The sequence below is a fragment of the Microcella frigidaquae genome (genome assembly GCF_014200395.1).
Taxonomy (GTDB): Bacteria; Actinomycetota; Actinomycetes; order Actinomycetales; family Microbacteriaceae; genus Microcella; species Microcella frigidaquae.
The window spans coordinates 881,251-899,169 of sequence record NZ_JACHBS010000001.1 but is presented as its reverse complement, the minus strand read 5'-3'; the positions used below and the strand labels follow the sequence as shown (position 1 = coordinate 899,169).

Annotated in this window: 14 protein-coding genes and 1 tRNA gene; 9 read left to right on the top strand and 6 right to left on the bottom strand. The window is 70.1% G+C overall.

The window, feature by feature from the left end:
• The first annotated feature begins 71 nt into the window (after positions 1–71).
• The 4 genes from BJ959_RS04470 to BJ959_RS04455 all read left to right on the top strand — a co-directional run bounded on the left by BJ959_RS04470 (position 72) and on the right by BJ959_RS04455 (position 5,472).
• Positions 72–2,960 (top strand): UPF0182 family protein, encoded by a 2,889-nt coding sequence (locus BJ959_RS04470; protein ID WP_183321874.1) that lies wholly within the window; start codon positions 72–74, stop codon positions 2,958–2,960.
• Positions 2,961–3,002: 42 nt separating this feature from the next.
• Positions 3,003–3,884 carry a class I SAM-dependent methyltransferase gene (locus BJ959_RS04465; protein WP_153982841.1) on the top strand — a complete coding sequence of 294 codons (882 nt, stop codon included), beginning with the start codon at positions 3,003–3,005 and terminating at the stop codon, positions 3,882–3,884.
• Positions 3,885–4,010: 126 nt separating this feature from the next.
• Positions 4,011–5,354, top strand: coding sequence for a GAF domain-containing protein (locus BJ959_RS04460; protein WP_165879048.1), 1,344 nt, complete (start codon positions 4,011–4,013; stop codon positions 5,352–5,354).
• Positions 5,355–5,395: 41 nt separating this feature from the next.
• Positions 5,396–5,472, top strand: a tRNA-Met gene (locus tag BJ959_RS04455).
• Between the two features lie 33 nt (positions 5,473–5,505).
• Here BJ959_RS04455 and BJ959_RS04450 read toward each other — a convergent pair.
• The 5 genes from BJ959_RS04450 to BJ959_RS04430 all read right to left on the bottom strand — a co-directional run bounded on the left by BJ959_RS04450 (position 5,506) and on the right by BJ959_RS04430 (position 10,025).
• Entirely contained in the window at positions 5,506–6,735 is a 1,230-nt protein-coding gene (locus BJ959_RS04450) for an IS481 family transposase (RefSeq protein ID WP_183321872.1), read from the bottom strand.
• 437 nt (positions 6,736–7,172) lie between these two features.
• On the bottom strand, positions 7,173–7,727 hold the full coding sequence (locus tag BJ959_RS04445) for a hypothetical protein (protein ID WP_153981553.1): 555 nt from the start codon (positions 7,725–7,727) through the stop codon (positions 7,173–7,175).
• Between the two features lie 31 nt (positions 7,728–7,758).
• A complete protein-coding gene (gene heR, locus BJ959_RS04440; RefSeq protein WP_153981554.1) occupies positions 7,759–8,562 on the bottom strand; it encodes a heliorhodopsin HeR in 804 nt (267 codons plus the stop codon).
• A gap of 104 nt (positions 8,563–8,666) precedes the next feature.
• Positions 8,667–9,551, bottom strand: a complete 885-nt coding sequence (locus BJ959_RS04435) for a ribokinase (RefSeq protein WP_153981555.1) — start codon at positions 9,549–9,551, stop codon at positions 8,667–8,669.
• Positions 9,552–9,572: 21 nt separating this feature from the next.
• Positions 9,573–10,025 carry a DoxX family protein gene (locus BJ959_RS04430; RefSeq protein ID WP_153981556.1) on the bottom strand — a complete coding sequence of 151 codons (453 nt, stop codon included), beginning with the start codon at positions 10,023–10,025 and terminating at the stop codon, positions 9,573–9,575.
• Between the two features lie 42 nt (positions 10,026–10,067).
• On the opposite strand from BJ959_RS04430, the gene BJ959_RS04425 reads away from it, so the two are divergent.
• Positions 10,068–10,886, top strand: coding sequence for a nitrilase-related carbon-nitrogen hydrolase (locus BJ959_RS04425; protein ID WP_153981557.1), 819 nt, complete (start codon positions 10,068–10,070; stop codon positions 10,884–10,886).
• On the opposite strand, the gene BJ959_RS04420 is transcribed toward BJ959_RS04425, so the two are convergent.
• A complete protein-coding gene (locus BJ959_RS04420; protein ID WP_153981558.1) occupies positions 10,883–12,097 on the bottom strand; it encodes an aminotransferase class I/II-fold pyridoxal phosphate-dependent enzyme in 1,215 nt (404 codons plus the stop codon). The two genes, BJ959_RS04425 and BJ959_RS04420, sit on opposite strands and share 4 nt — an antisense overlap.
• 215 nt (positions 12,098–12,312) lie before the next feature.
• Here BJ959_RS04420 and BJ959_RS04415 point away from each other — a divergent pair, with 215 nt between their 5' ends.
• The 4 genes from BJ959_RS04415 (at position 12,313) to BJ959_RS04400 (ending at position 17,913) form a co-directional block, all read left to right on the top strand.
• Positions 12,313–15,033, top strand: coding sequence for a PAS domain-containing hybrid sensor histidine kinase/response regulator (locus BJ959_RS04415; RefSeq protein ID WP_153981559.1), 2,721 nt, complete (start codon positions 12,313–12,315; stop codon positions 15,031–15,033).
• Positions 15,030–15,710, top strand: a complete 681-nt coding sequence (locus BJ959_RS04410) for a response regulator (RefSeq protein WP_165879028.1) — start codon at positions 15,030–15,032, stop codon at positions 15,708–15,710. The genes BJ959_RS04415 and BJ959_RS04410 overlap by 4 nt, the downstream gene beginning before the upstream one ends.
• 109 nt (positions 15,711–15,819) lie before the next feature.
• The gene (locus BJ959_RS04405; protein ID WP_165879029.1) at positions 15,820–17,331 is read left to right on the top strand and encodes a GGDEF domain-containing protein; all 1,512 of its coding nucleotides are present in this window, start codon (positions 15,820–15,822) and stop codon (positions 17,329–17,331) included.
• A 48-nt stretch (positions 17,332–17,379) separates the two neighbouring features.
• The gene (locus BJ959_RS04400; RefSeq protein WP_153981562.1) at positions 17,380–17,913 is read left to right on the top strand and encodes a molybdopterin-dependent oxidoreductase; all 534 of its coding nucleotides are present in this window, start codon (positions 17,380–17,382) and stop codon (positions 17,911–17,913) included.
• Positions 17,914–17,919: the final 6 nt, after the last annotated feature.

Below are 17,919 nucleotides of genomic sequence, written 5' to 3'. Positions count from 1 at the left end.
CCGGTCGAGGGTGCTTCCAAGACTCGGCCCGATAGTCTGACGGGGTTCGCCCGCCGACTCTGGGAGCCCCCGTGACGACCACCGCAGCGCCGCCCGCCAACCGTTCCCGTTCGACCCTCGCGATCTCCGCCGCCATCCTCGGCGCGCTGGTCGTGCTGTTCTTCGTCTTCGCGAACGTGTACACCGACATCCTCTGGTTCGACCAGCTCGGGTTCCTTCCCGTTCTGACGACGCAGTGGATCGCCACCGGCGCCATGTTCCTCGTCGGCTTCCTCGGCATGTTCCTGCCCGTGTGGGCGAGCCTCCAGATCGCCTACCGCTCGCGACCCGTCTACGCGAAGCTCAACTCGCAGCTCGACCGCTACCAGGAGGTCGTCGAGCCGCTACGCAAGGTCGCCATGCTAGGTATTCCGGCGGTGCTCGGCCTGTTCGCCGGTGTCACCGCGGCCGGGCAGTGGCAGCTCGTGCTGCAGTGGTGGAACCGCACGCCGTTCGGCCAGACCGACCCGCAGTTCGGCCTCGACGTCTCCTTCTTCGTCTGGGAGCTGCCCTTCTGGCGCGGCGTCGTGGCCTTCGCCTCGGCCGTGATCCTGCTCGCCGGCCTGGCGGCGCTCGCCACGAGCTACCTCTACGGCGCGATCAGCGTCAACGGGCGCGAGATCCGCATCTCGCGCACGGCGCGCATCCAGCTCGCCATCCTCGCGGCGCTGTATGCGGCCCTGCAGGGGGTCAGCATCTGGCTCGACCAGTACGCGACCGTGATCCAGCCCAGCGACGGCTTCCTCGCGATCGGTGCGGGCTTCACCGAGGTCAACGCGACGATCCCGGGCCGCGCGATCCTCGCCGGCATCGCGATGCTCGTCGCCGTGCTCTTCCTCGTCACGGCGGTCATCGGCCGCTGGCGCCTGCCGATCGTCGGCACCGCCCTGCTGGTCATCAGCGGCCTGCTGATCGGCAGCGTCTACCCCTGGATCGTGCAGCGCTTCCAGGTCGAGCCGAGCGCCCGCACGGTCGAGGCGCCCTACATCGAGCGCAACATCGAGGCCACGCGCGACGCCTACAACGTCTCCGGCATCGAGGAGATCAGTTACGACGCGGTCACCGACGCCGAGCAGGGTGCACTGCGGGAGGACGCGGAGACCACGGCGAACATCCGCATCATCGACCCCGCCCTGGTGAGCGACGCCTTCGCGCAGCTCGAGCAGTTCCGGCAGTACTACCAGTTCCCCGAGTTCCTCGACGTGGGCCGCTACGAGATCGACGGCCGCACGCAGGACACGGTCATCTCGCTGCGCGAGCTCAACCCCGCCGGCCAGACCTCGCAGAACTGGTACAACAACACGATCGTGTTCACGCACGGCTACGGCGTGGTCGCGGCCTACGGCAACCAGCGCACCGACGACGGCCGACCGCAGTTCCTCGAGGGCGGCATCCCCGCCAACGGTCTGCTCACCGACGAGCTCGGCGAGTACCAGCCGCGCATCTACTTCGGCGAGTTCTCGCCCACCTATTCGATCGTGGGCGGCGGCGACAACCTCGAGCTCGACTTCCCATCCGAGGGCAGCGCCGATCAGGAGGGCAACGCCACCTACACCTTCACCGGTGACGGCGGCCCGGCGCTCGACAACGTGTTCAAGCGCCTGCTGTACGCGATCAAGTTCCAGTCGGAGCAGATCTTCCTCTCGGAGGCGGTCACCGACGAGTCGCAGATCCTCTACGACCGCAACCCGCTCGACCGTGTGCAGAAGGCGGCGCCGTACCTGACGCTCGACAACGACCCGTACCCGGCGATCGTCGACGGGCGCATCGTCTGGGTGGTCGACGGCTACACGACCACGGCGAACTACCCGTACTCGACGACGGTGGCGCTCAGCGAAGCTATCGCCGACACGTACACCCCCGCCCCGGCGTTCCCGCTCGACCAGATCAACTACATCCGCAACTCGGTGAAGGCGACGGTCGACGCGTATGACGGCAGTGTGACCCTGTATGCGTGGGACACCGAGGATCCGATCCTGCAGACCTGGCAGAAGATCTTCCCGACCACCCTCGAGCCGGCGTCGGAGATGAGCGAGCAGCTGCTGTCGCACGTGCGCTACCCGGCTGACCTGTTCAAGGTGCAGCGCAACATCCTCGGCGCGTACCACGTGACCGACCCGGGCTCGTTCTTCTCGACCGACGACGAGTGGCGCACGCCGAACGACCCGACGTCGCTCGCGGCCGCGCCGACGCTGCAGCCGCCGTACTACCTGACCATGCAGGTGCCCGGCGCTGATGCTCCCGGCTTCACCCTGTACTCGACCTTCATTCCGCGCACTGCGAGCGAGAACGAGCGCAACGTTCTCACCGGCTACCTCGCGGCGAACGCGGATGCGGGGGAGGACTACGGCAAGCTGACGCTGCTCACGCTCCCGTCGCAGACGATCCCCGGCCCCGGCCAGGTGCAGAACCAGTTCAACTCCGACACCGAGGTGGCGAACCAGCTGGCGCTGCTGCAGCGCGGCGAGACCGAGGTGCTGCAGGGCAACCTGCTGACCCTCCCGGTCGGCGGAGGCTTCCTGTACGTGCAGCCGGTCTACGTGCGCTCGACGGGTGAGACGAGCTTCCCACTGCTCCGCAAGGTGCTGGTGGCCTTCGGCGAGCGGATCGCCTTCGAGGACACGCTCGACGAGGCGCTCGACGTGCTGTTCGGCGGCGACTCGGGGGCGAACGCCGGCGACGGCGACGTCGACCCCACGGACCCGACCGACCCGACCGACCCGACCGACCCCACGGAGCCGACCGACCCGACCGAGCCCGGTGTCGAGATCTCGGCTGAGCTGGCAGCGGCGCTGCAGGATGCCCGCCAGGCTCTGCTCGAGCGCCAGCAGGCGTACGCGGACAACGATCTGGTCGCGGCGGCCGAGGCCGACCAGCGCCTCCAGGAGGCCCTCGAGCGGGCTCTCGCGCTGAGCGAGTAGCCCGACCGAGGAGGCCGACCGGCAGGCGATCCGACTCCGCCCATGGCGCAGACCGACGAACCCGAGTGGGCCCGGCTCAACCGGGCCCACTGGGATGCCGTCGTGCCCGTGCACGTCGCGAGCGACTTCTACGACCTGACCCCGCTGCGCGAGGGGCGCGGGCGGCTCTACCCGATCGAGGAGGCCGAGCTGGGGCGCATCGCGCCCGACGGCTGGGAGGGACTCCGGGTGCTGCACCTGCAGTGCCACTTCGGGGCAGACACGCTCGTGCTCGCTCAGCGCGGCGCCGCGGTCGTCGGGCTCGACTTCTCGATGCCCGCGGTGAAGCAGGCGCGGGCGATCGCCGACGAGCTCGGGTTGGGCGACCGCAGCCGCTTCGTCTGCGCCGATCTCTACGACGCCCGCCACGCCCTGCCCGATCCGGAGGGCTTCGACGTCGTGTTCACGACCTGGGGAACGATCGGCTGGCTGCCCGACATCGCCGAGTGGGCGCGCATCATCGCCTGGTTCCTGAAGCCCGGCGGGCGGCTGTACTTCGCGGACGGGCATCCGTCGGCCTTCGTCTTCGACGAGGTGCCCGAGGGCGCCCCCGCGGCCCTGCTCGACGGCGGCCCCGCGCTCTTCCCGGCGCCGCGGTTCTCGTACTTCGAGACGGCCCCGCTCGAGATCGATGAGGCGGGCGATTACGCCGATCCGGATGCGGAGCTCGCGATCACCCGCACCATCGAGTTCATGCACCCGCTGGGGCAGACGCTGACCGCCCTCATCGACGCCGGGCTGACCCTCGATTTCGTGCACGAGCACGATGCGGTGCCGTACCGGATGTTCGAGGCTCTCGAGCCGCGCGGCGACGGGCTCTGGCAGTGGCCCGGCACGCGCTGGCTGCCACTCGGCATGAGCCTCGGCGCGACCCGCCGAGGCTAGCCCGCGCAGTGCGGGGGGAGACCGCCCGGTGTGTCCCCCATTCGGGGATGCCCTCCTCGGGGGATGACGCGCCGTCACCTTTCCGCCCTACCGTGGACGGTGAAGGGGGGCTTGGAAGGAAGCCTCGTGTCGGCACTATCTGCCGCTGCACTGCACATCGCCCGTCCGGCCATCGCCGAGTGGGCTGAGCACGCTACGCGCGCGTTCGCTGCTGAGCCGCGCCCGGTCGACCAGCCGCGCGCGGTCGCCGACGGCCCTGCCGCCGACCGCATCCTCCTCGTCGGGGGCGGTGCCGCCGTCGGTCGCGGGCAGACCTCCCACGACCTCGCACTTCCCGGTGCCCTGGCTCGCGCACTGCGGGCGCGCACCCGCCGCGGCGTCGTCGTCGACGTGATCGCTGACCCCCTCATGACGATCGCCGGGCTCGCCGCCGTGCTCACCACGGTCGACCTCGGCCGCTACGACGCTGTCATCACCACCGTCGGTGACGTCGATGCCCTGCGCGGCATCGACCGGTCGGAGTGGCGTGAGCGTGTGGCAACGGTCGTCGATGTGTGGCGAGCGCGGGTGGGCGACAGCCGCGCCCTGCTCATCACCGGAATTCCCTCCTTGCGGGACGAGCCGGGTGTCGGCGTCGCTCACGGCCGGCTCGTCGACGCGTTCTCCCCCTCCCTCAACGCGATTACCGACGAGGTGGTGGAGGAGGCCGTCGGGGTCCGTGATGCCTCGCCCGCCTGCGGGCAGCTGACCGTACTCACCTCGGTTCTGCCGCTCGCCCAGCGTGCCGCTGGCCGCGTCACGACCGAGACGCACACGCTCTGGGCCGGTCAACTCGCCGCCGAGCTCGTCGAGCACCTGCCCGCGCCGCTGCGCGACGGCGAGAGCGGGCGCGCTCCCGTCGAGCGGCTCACCTCCGGGGTCGACGACGCTGAGCGCATCGCTGGCATCCTCGACGAGCGCGCGCCGAGCCTCGAGCGCATCGTCACGATCGCCGCCGCCGCACTCAACGTGCCCACCGCCGTCGTCACCGTGCTCGGCCCCGACACGCAGTGGCATGTCTCCCGGTTCGGTCTCGACCTCGAGTCGGTGCCGATCGAGCAGTCGTTCTGCGCCGTCGCCGTGCGGCAGGAGGACGGCATGGTGGTTCCGGATGCTCCGCACGACCCGCGCTTCGCCGCGAACCCGCTCGTCACCGATGCCGGACTGCGCTACTACGCGGGAGTGCCGATCGAGGACGAGTTCGGTCGCCGCATCGGCGCGCTGTGCGTCATCGATACGAAGCCGCGCAATCACACCAGCGCCGACGAGCTGGCGACCCTCCGCCGCCTCGCGGAGAAGGTGGAAGAGGTCCTCCACACCCAGTCGCTCGCCGTGCCCACCTGGATCGCCGGTGCGCCCACGAGCCCGGTCATCGCCAGCCCTGCGACGGCGTCGACGGCGAGCGCGGCGGTGGCCTCGGTCGTGGCCTGATTCGCGGCCGCCCCGCCGGGCCTGCTACCCTGGAAGCACGCCGCGGGGTGGAGCAGCTCGGTAGCTCGCTGGGCTCATAACCCAGAGGTCGTAGGTTCAAATCCTGCCCCCGCAACCATGTCCTGTCTCAGGACATAGGAAACCCTCGAACCTATTGGTTCGGGGGTTTCCTTCGTTTCTGGGGGCCTTTCGGTCGTCCGGTGGGCTGATAGTCGCGGCTGGTGTCGATGGTGAGCTCGCGCAGCAGCTCGCCGGTTGCGGCGTTGATCACGGTGACGTCGAGGTCGTTGACGAGCACGAGAACGTGGGTTCCGGTGTGGGTTCGTCCGATGCCGATGTGGTGCAGTCTGCTGGCGATGCGCAGGGTGATGCAGCCGGTCTTGTCGATGCGGTCGTGGCGGATGCGCGTGTGGTGGTCGGCGTCTCGTGCGCCGGGGGTCGGGGAGGCTTTCGGTAAGGCTTGGTAGCGGGCTGCGGGGGTCGCGTGGTGGGGCAGGGACCGATGCGGGCGGCGAAAGTTGTATTCCTCGACGAACTCATCCAGCAGCTGTTGCAGCTGCTGAAGCGTCGCCGGTTGCGGGGTCTGCGCTCGGAGCCAGTTCTTCATCGTCTGCTGGAACCGTTCGACCTTGCCCTGCGTTTGCGGGTGCGAGGGGGAGCCGTTCTTCTGCACGATGTTCCGGTTGCGCAGTTCCGTTTCGAAGGCGTTGCGGCCTCCTCGGCGCCCGTATCCGGAGTGCTTGACGGTGAAGATCATGCCGTTGTCGGTCAGCGTTGACGCGGGATCGCCGTGCTTTTCGGCGGCAGCTCGGAAGGTGGTGACCACGATCGGGGTGGTGACCGCCTGGTGGGCGGTCACCGAGAGGGCGAGGCGGGTGCAGTCATCCAGCCAGGTCAGGATCTCGGCGTTCGCGCCGTCGCCGTCGCCGTCGCCGTCGAGACGATAGTGGGTGACGTCGGACTGCCAGCGTTCGTTGGGCAGCGCGGCTTCGAAGCGGACATAGGAGGACTTGGGGCGTTTCTTCGGTTCGGGCTCGATGAGGCCTTGCCGTTTCAGGGTGCGCCAGATCGTCGCCGGCGATACGACCGTGTCGTGGTGGTGGTGCAGGTGCCAGGCGATGGTGTGGGCGCCGGCGTCGAGACCTTTCCGCGTGAGCTGCTCGCGCAGCTGCACGATCAGCTCAACAGTGGTCGGAGGGATCGCGTTCGGGGTGGTGCGGGGGCGGCGGGAGCGCGGCTCCAGCGCCGCGTCGCCGTCGATGCGCCAGCGGGCCATGAGTTTTGACACCCATCCGGGTGAGACGCCGTAGGTGCGGGCTGCTTCGGCTTGCGACAGGCCCTGGATGGTGATGGCGGTGATGATCAGGCGCGCTTTGGACACGTCCTTGAGGGTGTCGGGATGTTTCCTATGTCGTGAGACAGGGGTTTCCTATGTCCTGAAACTAGACACTGCCCCCGCAACCAGTCGCCGGTCATCCGGTGAGCGAAGGCCCGGTCGTCAGACCGGGCCTTCGCCGTTTCCGCGGCCGTTCCCCGTGCGCCATCGCCGGCGGTCATGTTCGCAGAGCGAATCCCCGGGGTTCCGCTCGGTTGCTGGCAAGACCAGCGAGAGCGACCATGGAGGGGCCGGGTTCGGGGACCCGCCCCGGCGTGCGAACGCCCCCCTTCAGGTCAGTGAGAGCACGCCGCCCGGCACGGTCGATGCCCCGAGCCATTCGGGTTGGCTCAGGGCATCGACCACCTCCGTCGGATGCGGAGGCAGCACCGCTCGCGAAACAGAGTGCGCACGACAGCAGGGCCGCGCGAACAGCGGTTCTGCTACAGCAGCAGCATCTCGTCGATGCACATGAACATCGTGCTCGCGTGGTCGCCCGTCAGGGTGAACGCGACCACGCCCCCCGTGCTCGAGCGCCCCACCAGGACGTCCGCGGGGAAGTAGGCGGCGTAGTCGCCCGCCCGGTACTGGTCGATCGTCGCCTCGGGCAGCGCGAAGTCCCAGGTCGCCGTCAGATCGACGATGTAGTCCGCCTGCAGGGCCGCGTCGTCGGGCGAGAGGTCCTCCGAGAAGCTGGAGGCGGCGATGACGACCCGGATCGGGTCGGTCGCCCAGCTGGCCAGCGCGGCCGTGTTGCCGCTGGAGATGCTGGCGGCGAGCGACTCGCGGGCGGCCGCGACCGCCGCCGGGTCGACTTCCGGCGCGCTGGGCGTGGGGCTCGCGCTCGGTGTCGCGCTCGCCGTCGTCGGCTCCGGCGAGGCCACGGGCGACGCGCTCGGGGCGGGGGCCGCCGGCGAGCATCCGGCCAGCAGCCCGATGGTCATGAGTCCGCTCGCGAGGGCGAGCATCACCGGTCGGTGCGGGTGATGCGTGATCATCGTCGGATGCCCCTCTCCTCCGGCCGCCGCGTCAGCTGGCGATCGCCGGGATGATCGCGCCCGAGAACACCTGCCAGGCCAGCGCCGTCTTCGCCACGAGGCTCAGCGTGATGTAGCTGCGCTCGCCCTGCAGGTAGCTCTTCCACTTGCCGACCTGCTTGTACTGCAGCCACTGGTTGATGGCGAAGGTGTTGAAGAACACGAAGAGCGAGATGACGATGCCGATGACGAAGCCCGGGGTCTCGACCTCGCTCTCGCTGCCGATGCGCAGGAAGTAGACGAGGATCACGAGCCAGGGCACGAGGCCCACCATCGACCCGAAGATGAACGGCAGCAGGCCGCCCGAGCCGGGCTGCTCGTACTTCTCCTGCAGCGCACCGAACAGGATCATCGCCGCGTTGACGGCGAACACGGCCATGAGCGCGCCGACGTCGGTGACGCCGTTGATGGCGAGGATCAGCCAGATCATGATCGACGAGCTGAGCGCGTACTCCGTCCAGCGGAAGTAGTTGCGGTTGGCCAGCAGCCCGTTCTTGTAGCGCGGGTAGAACCACGGGCTCGAGATCAGGAAGTGGAAGAAGGCGCTCAGCGCGAGGAAGGCGACGACGCCGACGCCGATGTTCACCTCGAACAGCGTGACGCGCTCGGGCGGCAGCGGCACCCCGGGAGGGCCGGCGAGGTAGTCGGCGGTGACCGCGAACAGCACCTGGGTGCTGAGCATCGTCAGGATCACCGCGAAGCCGATGGCCTGCAGCAGGTGCAGGCTGCCCGCGACGATGTTGTAGATGCGCAGCCGGTCGATCTGCTGCTCGGGGGTGTAGACCTTCTTCGCCATGCCGTCACTCCTTCGTGCGCCGGATGCTCCCGACGGGTTGCGTCACGGTAGCACCCGCACGCTCGCGGGCGGCAGGGCCGAAGGGCCTTCGCTGAGCGGCGGGGTCAGTCGCGCGGCGGCTGTGCGCCGAGCCACTGCACCGCGGCGGCCCCGGCGGCCACGCCGCGCTCGACCGCTGCTGAGAGGCTCTCGCCGTCGGCGAGGGCCGCGGCGAGGGCGCCGGCGAAGGCGTCGCCGGCCCCGGTGGTGTCGACCACCGTGACGCGGGGCGCGGCCTGGTGCCCCGCATCCGTCTGATCGGCCCAGACGGCGCCGTCACCGCCGAGGGTGATGACGACGCTGCGGCAGCGCTCGCGTAGCGCGGTCGCGGCGGCGCGCGCCTCGTCGACCGAGCCGACGGGCAGGCCGGTGAGGTCGTGCGCCTCCGCCTCGTTGACGACGAGCGGATCGCACAGCGCCAGCAGCTCGTCGGGCACCGCGCGGCTGGGGGAGAGGTTGAGCACGGTGCGGCCCCCGAGCTCGGCGATCGTCTCGGCACCGATGCGCACGGCGGCGAGAGGGATCTCCAGCTGGGCGAGCAGCACGGTGCCCGTGCCGCCGACCGCGCGGATGTCGGCCTCGACCTCGTGCGCGTTGACGCGGCCGTTCGCCCCGGCGGCGACGACGATCGTGTTCTCGCCGTCGCGCGAGACGGTGATGAGGGCGATGCCGGTGGGGGCATCGTCGACGACTGCGACGCTGGAGACGTCGACGCCGCCCGAGCCGAGGGCGTCGAGCAGCTGCCGACCGTTGCCGTCGGCGCCGACCGCGCCGAGGAAGACCGGCATCGCGCCCGAGCGGGCCGCGGCCAGTGCTTGATTGGCTCCCTTGCCCCCGGTCGCCACGACGAGCTCGTCGCCGAGCAGCGTCTCGCCGGGCAGCGGGTGCCGGTCGACGAGCACGGTGTAGTCGGTGTTGGCAGAGCCGAGGACGATGAGCGAGGCGACCATGTGCCTATCGTGGCAGAGCGGTCATTCCGGCCGCGCGCGGCGCGTGCGCGACTCGCGCCATGCCCGCCACGCGCCCGTCGACCACAGCGCCCAGGCGACGAGCACCGGCTGGAACAGCAGGCGGATGCCCCGGGCCAGGTCGGTGTCGAGCCCGAACCCGTCGCGGCCCTCGGTGAACTGGGCGATGTTGCCGGGGAAGATCGCGAGGAAGAACAGCGCCACTGCCCAGCCGACCCAGACTCGGGCCCGCCCCCGCGCGATCAGCAGGGCCAGGCCGAGCGCGATCTCCACCACGCCCGAGGCCACGACCACGAGATCGGGATCGACCGGGAGCCACGGCGGCACCTGGGCCAGGAACTCGGCCCGGGCGACCGTGAGGTGGCTGGTGCCGGCGAACAGCAGGGCCGCGCCGAGCAGCCAGCGCGCGATGCGCTGCGGCCAGGTCGCGCCAGCGGCGGAGGTGTCGGCGGTCATGCCCTCAGTGTGGCGGAGGGGCCGCGGCGTACGCTGGGAGGCGTGAGCTCCGCATCCGTCGCCGTCGCCCAGTTCGCGCCGGGCGCCGATCGCACCGCGAACCTGGCCGGGATGCGCGCCCTCGCCCTCCGCGCCGTCGAGCAGGGCGCCGACCTCGTCGTGTTCCCCGAGTACGCGTCGTACTTCACGCCGACGATGGGCGCCGACTGGCTCGCCGCGGCCGAGCCGCTCGACGGCGGCTTCGTCGCCGGGCTGGGGGACATCGCGGCCGAGGTCGGCGCGATCATCGTGGCGGGGTTCATCGAGGTCGGCACCCGCGACGACCGGTTCCGCAACACGATCGCGGCCGTCGGGCCCGATGGTGGGCTGCTCGCCGTCTCGCGCAAGCTGCACCTGTACGACGCGTTCGGCGCGACCGAGTCGGCGTGGGCCGAGCCGGGAGCGATCGAACCGCCGCAGCTGTTCGCGCTCGGGCCCCAGGGTCTGCGCGTGGGCATCCAGACCTGCTACGACCTGCGGTTCCCCGAGGTGACCCGCCGCCTGGTCGATGCCGGGGTCGAGCTCGTGCTGGTGCCGAGCGAGTGGGTGGCGGGTCCGCACAAGCGGCACGCCTGGCGCACCCTCGTCACCGCGCGCGCGATCGAGAACACGGTGTATCTGGCCGCTGCCGACCACCCGCCGCCCGTCGGCGTCGGGGCGAGCATGATCGTGGATGCTCGCGGCGAGCTGCTCGCGGCACTCGACGACGAGACCGACGCCGTCGTGGCCGTGCTGAGCCGCGAGCATCTCGACGAGGTCCGCGGGGTCAACCCGGCCCTGCGGCTGCGGCGGTTCCGAGTCGAACCGGGCGCGCCTGCCTAGCGGCGGTGCTGCTGCAGCCGCCGCGCCGCCTCGGCGATCGAGGCTTCGGGCTTGCAGAACGCGAACCGCAGTGCGGTGGGGCTGACCGGCCCGCCCGGGCGGCCGAAGGCGCTGAGCGGGATCGACACGACCCCGGGGTCGGCCGCGAGCGCCCGCGCGCTCGACGCGGCGTCGCCCAGCCCGAGAGCGGCTGGCGGCTCGGCGACGATGAAGTACGAGCCCGCGGTCGGGCTGATGGTGAAGCCGGCGTCGACGAGCCCGGCGGCGAGCAGGTCGCGCCGGTGCTGCAGGGTGGCCTGCAGGGCGGCGAAGGTGTCGTCGGGCATCCGGAGGCCGGTCGCGACCGCGCCCTGGAACGGCGCACCGTTCACGTAGGTGAGCCACTGCTTGACGCCGATGACCGCCTCGATGAGCGCGGCCGGACCCGTGACCCAGCCGATCTTCCAACCGGTGACGGCGAAGGTCTTGGCAGCGCTCGAGATCGTCAGGGTACGGTCAGCGGCCCCCGGATAGGTCGCGACGGGCACGTGGCGGCCACCGTCGTAGACGAGGTGCTCGTAGACCTCGTCGCTGACGATGACCGCGTCGTGGCGGGCGGCGAGAGCGATGATGCGCTCGACGTGCTCGGCGGCGAGTATCGAGCCGGTCGGGTTGTGCGGCGAGTTCAGCACGATGACGCGCGTGCGGTCGGTGATGGCCGCGTCGATCGCGGTGGCGCTGGGCTGGAATCCGGGCTCGCTCAGCGGGATCGTGACGTGCCGAGCGCCGGCGAGCCCGGTGACGGCCGCGTAGGCGTCGTAGAACGGTTCGAGCGTGACGACGTCGTCGCCGGGGCCGGCGAGGGCGAGGAGGCTCGCCGCGAGCGCCTCGGTCGCGCCAGCGGTGACCAGCACCTCGCGCTCGGGGTCGAGGGTCAGGCCGTAGAAGCGCTGCTGGTGCTCCGCGATCGCGTGGCGCAGGTCGGCGATGCCGCGCCCCGGAGGGTACTGGTTGACGCCGGCCTCGATCGCCGCGACCGCGGCCTCGAGCACGGCGGCGGGCGCACCATCGTCGGGGAATCCCTGGCCGAGGTTGATGGCGCCGTGCTCGGCGGCCAGCGCCGACATCTCGGCGAAGATCGTCGGCCGCGCGGTGTCGTCGTCGTCGAGCAGTCCCGCCGCGCGGGCGGCGCGCATCCACGGCCGGTCGGCAGCGGCCCCGTCGACTGTCATGGCGCCAGCGTAGCCGGGGGATCGTTCGCCCCCGAAAGGTGAAACATCACGGGCAGTTGTCGCAATGCGTACATCCCTCCATGTCCCCCATTTGGCGAACATTGACGCAAAGCGCACACTGGAGAACCGGAGCACCTCGCGACGGACAGCTCACCTACCCGAACCCGGAGTCGACGCACCGTGACCAACCACTCTCCCGAGCGTGAAGCACAGCCATGATGCCGCTCGCCTACGAGAAGTGGCACGCGCTGACCGATGGCGGCGATTCGCATCCCGTCTTCCGTGCACTGCACGCTGCCCGGCTCGATAGCTTCCTCGCCGACAGCCAAGACGACGGCGTCATGGTCATCGATGCCGAGGGCGTCATTGTCGACGGCAACCTCGCGCTCAGCCGTCGAACCGGATACAGCCGGAGTGAGCTCCTCGGCCGACCGATGGTCGATGTCGTCGTGCCTGCCCAACGTCGCCGAATCCGGGCAGCGATCGACGACATGCTCGCGGGCGACGGGGTGCGGGCGCGTGCCGACGGCATCAAGCGCTCGGGCGAGCCGTGTGACCTCGCGATCACCTTCGTGCCGCTCTTCGACGACGATCGCACCGTCGTCGGGGCCCTCGTTATCACGCAGAACCTCAGCGAAGCATCCGAGGCCGAGCGCGACCGCCAGCGCGACACTGCCCTGTTGGAACTCGCGAGCCGGGTCGCCGGAGTGGTGGGCTGGACACTGGACCTCGCGACCGGTGCACTCGGCTGGTCCGGGGAGCTTCCTGAACTGCGCGGGCGCACACCGCATGATCTCGTCTCACTCACGGCCATGCTCAACAGGGCGGACGCAGCCCGCCTGGCGCGCTCGCTGGAGCGGTGCGCCCGGGAGCAGCGCACCCTCGACATCACGGTTGCGCTCGTCCTGGAAAGAGGACGCACCCCTGCAGCGGGCCCATTGCTCCCCGGCGGTGCCTCCACGGGCACCGAACGTCACCTGCGGCTCGTCGGACGCGTCTCCTCCAGCTCGCCCGACGGAAACCGCGTCATGAGCGGTGCCGCGCACGATGTGACTGCGGTTGTCGTCGAGCAGCGGCAGCGCGTCGCCGTCGAGGAGCTGCTGTCGAGCACGGTCAACGCCATGACCGACGGCTTCGCGGTCATCGATGAGCAATGGCACGTGAGCTTCGTCAACGACCGGATGGTCGAGTTTGTCGGCCGCGACCGCGCCGCCATCATCGGCGAGTCGCTGTGGACCGTGATGCCCGAGATCGTCGGGAGCGAGTTCGAGCGACCGTTCCGCGATGCGGTCGAACAGTCGTCGACCGTGCAGGCGCGGGGCTGGTGGGCCGAGCGCGGCATCTGGATCGACGTCACGGCGTACCCGACCGGCCAGGGCCTCGCCGTGCACCTGCGCGATATCACGGAGACCGAGCTGGCGCGGCAGGCCTACGAGAAGGCGCAGGAGGAGCTGGCCACCCTGGGTGGACTTCTCGACATCTCGAGGGATGCCATCATCGTGCGCGATCTCGAGCACCGCATCCGCTACGCCAATGCTGGCGCGATCGCTCTCTACGGCTGGGATGCCGACACCGTGATCGGCGCCACTGCAGACCAGCTGCTCAACGTCGATCGCGAACGGCGCGCGCAGGCGACCGAGGCCGTCCTCGCCCATGGTCACTGGTCCGGCCACATCGCGGTGCGAACCCACGACGGCCGCGATCTCATCATCGCCTCGCGTTGGCAGCTCATGCGCGACGAGTCCGGTGCGCCGGAGTCGATCCTGTCGGTGAGCGTCGACGTCACTGAGGAGCTCGCTCGTGAGGAGGCCCTGCGTCGGGCGGAGCGCCTCGAGTCGCTCGGCACCTTCGCCGGCGGTATCGCGCACGACCTGAACAACGTGCTGACGCCCATCACCCTGGCGGCGCAGCTGCTCCGGCAGACGCTGGCGGGCAGCCCCGAGGCAGACACTGCCGAGATGATCGAGACGGCCGCCCGGCGCGGGGCGGGGATGGTGCGGCAGGTGCTCACCTTCGCGCGCGGGGTCGAGAGCGGCACCGACCGCGTCGACGTCGTGGCGCTCCTTGCCGAGCTCGAGCGCATGGTTGGCGAGACCCTTGCCGACGGCGTCGCGCTCACGGTCACGCCTCCGCCCGCGGGCACCGTCGTCATCGGTGACGCCACGCAGCTTCTGCAGGTTCTCGCGAATCTGATCAGCAACGCCAACGATGCCATCACGGCGCCCGGCACGATCATGGTGGATGCGCGCCTCGAACCGCGGGAGGACGCCAGCGGCCGCTCTCTGGTCGTCGATATCGTCGACACCGGGCACGGCATGAGCCCCGACGTCATGGCCCGCCTGTGGGAGCCGTTCTTCACCACCAAACCCGTCGGCAAGGGCACCGGGCTCGGCCTGCCCATGGTCGCGGCGATCATCCGCGCCCACGGCGGCTCGATCGACGTCGACAGTGACGGTCGCACGGGCTCGCGATTCACGCTCACGCTGCCGGTCGATGAGGTGGCGGCGCCTTCCACCCCGATCGCGGTCGATGCCGAGTCCGCGCGCGGCGACGGCCGCACAGTGCTCGTCGTCGATGACGAACCGGCGATCCGTGGGCTCGTGCGCCAGCTGCTCGTCGACCACGGGTATCGCGTCGTCGTCGCCTCCAGCGGCGACGAGGCGCAGCGTCAACTGGCGGCCGCTCCACCGGTCGATGTGGTGCTCAGCGATGTCACGATGGCCGACGGCGACGGTGTCGACCTCGTCCGATGGCTGATGGCGACGGGAGCATCCCAGCCGGTCGTGCTGATGAGCGGCCGCGAGGATGCCGGATCGATCCCCGAGGAGGTGCGCGCGCGATGCTCCGGATTCCTCGTCAAGCCGCTCACCACGTCGGCGTTGCTCACGGCACTGCACACCGCTTTCGACCGCGACCCGAGAGGAGTCCGCGCATGACCGATCGTTCGCCTAGCTGCTGGCGGATCCTCGTCGTCGACGACGACGCGCTCATCGCCGCTCTTGTCGGTGACGGGTTGCGCCTTCATGGTCATGACGTTGTCGTCTCCTCGTCGCCCGACGAGGCGCGACTTGTGCTCGGCGATGTCGATCCGCACCTGCTGATCTGCGATCTCAACTTCACCGACGGACAGTCGGGTGCTGCGTTCATCAGCGAGGTACGGGGGCAGCGCCCCTGGGTCGCCTGCGTCGTGCTGTCGAACCACCGGTCTCCTGAACTCGCCGTCGCCGACGGAAACCTGTTGCCGAAGGATGTCGTCTACCTCGTGAAGTCGATGGTGCGGTCGGTCGACCAGATTGTCGATGCTGTTCACGCGGCTATGACCGGCTCTGAGCTTGAAGCGTCAGAGCACGATGATGAGGCGGTCATCATCATCAATGCGGCCCAGGCGCAGGTGCTGCGGATGCTCGCCGCTGGCGCGACGACGCGGGCCCTCGCCGAGGCGCGCGGCACCTCGGTGCGCGCCGCCGAGAGCCTTCTTGTCCGTCTGTACGCCGTGCTCGGCCTTGACACCAGCCGCGACTCCAACCCGCGGGTCGAGGCGATTCGGCTCTGGCAGTCTGGCCGTATCCGCGTGCGCAGTTCCAGCAGGGGGGAGGCCAGTCTTGTATCGTGACCGCCTGACCCAGAACCGCTCGCGCGAGCTCGTCGCGGCATTCCTCGATGATTTTCTCGCGCAACGCGGGTGGTGGGCTGCGCGCGCTGCCTGGGTCGATGAGCGCGGTATGGTCATCGATCCCTGGCGGGTGTCCGATGCGGCACCTTCCGCCCTTGACCCCTTGCGCCGGCACACCGACCCGGTCGACCCCGTCGACCCGGGGACGGAACGGTATCCCGCTCCCGCGATCGTCCCGGTGTCAGAGGTGCGCTGCACGCGCGCCATCGCTGACGACTTCGCCGCCGCCGGTGTGGACGAGCTGATCGTTGTCGATGTCGCCGGGGTCGGACCGTTCGACCTCCGTCTGGTCTTCGCGGTCGATTCGACCCAGCGCCGTTCACCCGACGGCATCGAGGCGCTGCGCACCGGCGCGGCGCTGCTGCCGACCCTGATCCGGCAGGAAGGGGAGCGCGACGCCTTGCGGCTCGGAGCCCTGCGCGACCCGTTGACCGGGCTTCTCAATCGCGCTGGGCTCGAGGAACTGGCTGCTCAGCGGCCGACCGGGTCTCAGCTGCGAGCCGTTGTCTACCTCGACCTCGACGGGTTCAAGGCCGTCAATGATGCGCACGGTCATGGTGCTGGAGACGAGGTGCTGGTCGGGGCCGCACAGCGGCTCATCGCCCAAGTGCGACCCCATGACCTCGTTGCCCGACTCGGCGGTGATGAGTTCGTCATCGTCGCCGAACAGGTTCTCGACGAGGCCTCGGTGGTGTCGCTGTCGCAGCGGGTCATCGGCGCCGTCTCGCACGACCTCGTGCTCGAGTCGGGCGCGGTCGTGGCCGTCGCCGCGAGCGCCGGCGTCGCGCTGTGGCCGGAGGGCGAGACCCTCGAATCGATCATCGCGACCGCCGACGGTCTCATGTACGAAGCCAAGCGCATCGGCGGCGGCATCGCCATGCAGGATGCCGGCGGTCGTATTCTCGTCCGCGACCCGCTCGACGGCCGCGCGGTTCCTGAAGAGGTCGAGCGCGGACGTGCCCCCGTACGTGCACTGCCGCTCGTGCCGCTCAGCGATGCCGTCGACGCCGGCGCGCACGTGGTGCTGCGCGGAGAGCTCTGCACGGCCCACGCTGGGGAGGCGGCCGACACGGTTCTCGATGCACTGCGAGGGATCGACCGCGAGCGCCCCGCTGTGCTCGTTCTCGAACCGCGCGGCCGCGGGTGGGCCCGCGATGGTGTCCTGGCTGAGCTCGTCGATGCGCTGCGCGAGCGGCAGCCCGCATCCAGCATCACGCTGCTCGTCGATGCCCAGCCCTCGTCCCTCGAACTTCGACTGGTGGCGGACGAGCTGCGGGCGCTCGGTCTCGTCACCGTTGCGCTCGGTGGTATCGGTGCCGGACACGCCGGCGACCTGCGGATGATCGCGCAGGTCGCCCCGACCCTTCTCTGTCTTGACCACGAGGCCGTGCTGAACCTCACCCGTACCAGCCCCGCCGGCCTGGTCGCCCGACTCGCCGCGGCTCTGGCTGAGACCGCCGCCGCCCCGCTGGTGATCGTCGAACCCTCCGCCGAGATCTCTGACGACACCCTTCGCGCGTGGGGTGCAAGTGCGGTCGTGCGGGCTCTCGACCCCGGCTGACCCGACCCGCCGTTCCCGCCGTCCGAACCCGAGAAGAGAGTTACGCCGATGATTTCCTCCCTCCGCCTCATGGCCGCCACGACCGTCGTCGCCCTGGCACTCGTCGGGTGCACCTCGAACGCCGAGCCAGCGCCAGAGCCGTCGAGCGAGAGCGCCTACGGCGGTTTCGCCGTCGACCCACCCGCGACCGATGAGGTTGTGCTGACGATCGAGGGCGGCACGACCGTTGACTTCACCTACGGTGAATTGCAGGATCTCGCAACCGTCGAGATCGACATCGTCGAGCCGTTCGTCGAGGAGCAGCAGAGCTTCACGGGGGTGCCGCTCGCCGACCTGCTGTCCGCCGCCGGCATTGCGGCGGACGCCCGCATTGAGACGATTGCCCTCAATGATTACCGGTACGCCGATACGGTCGCTCAGTGGACTGAGAACGGTGCTCTCCTTGCCGTTCTCCGCGATGGTGAGCTCATACCGATGGACCAGGGCGGGCCGATCCGCATCGTGTTCGCCGCCGACTCTCCCGCTTTCGATCTGCTCGACGCGTGGAACTGGAGCCTCCGCACGATCGCCGTGGTCGACTAGGGGATC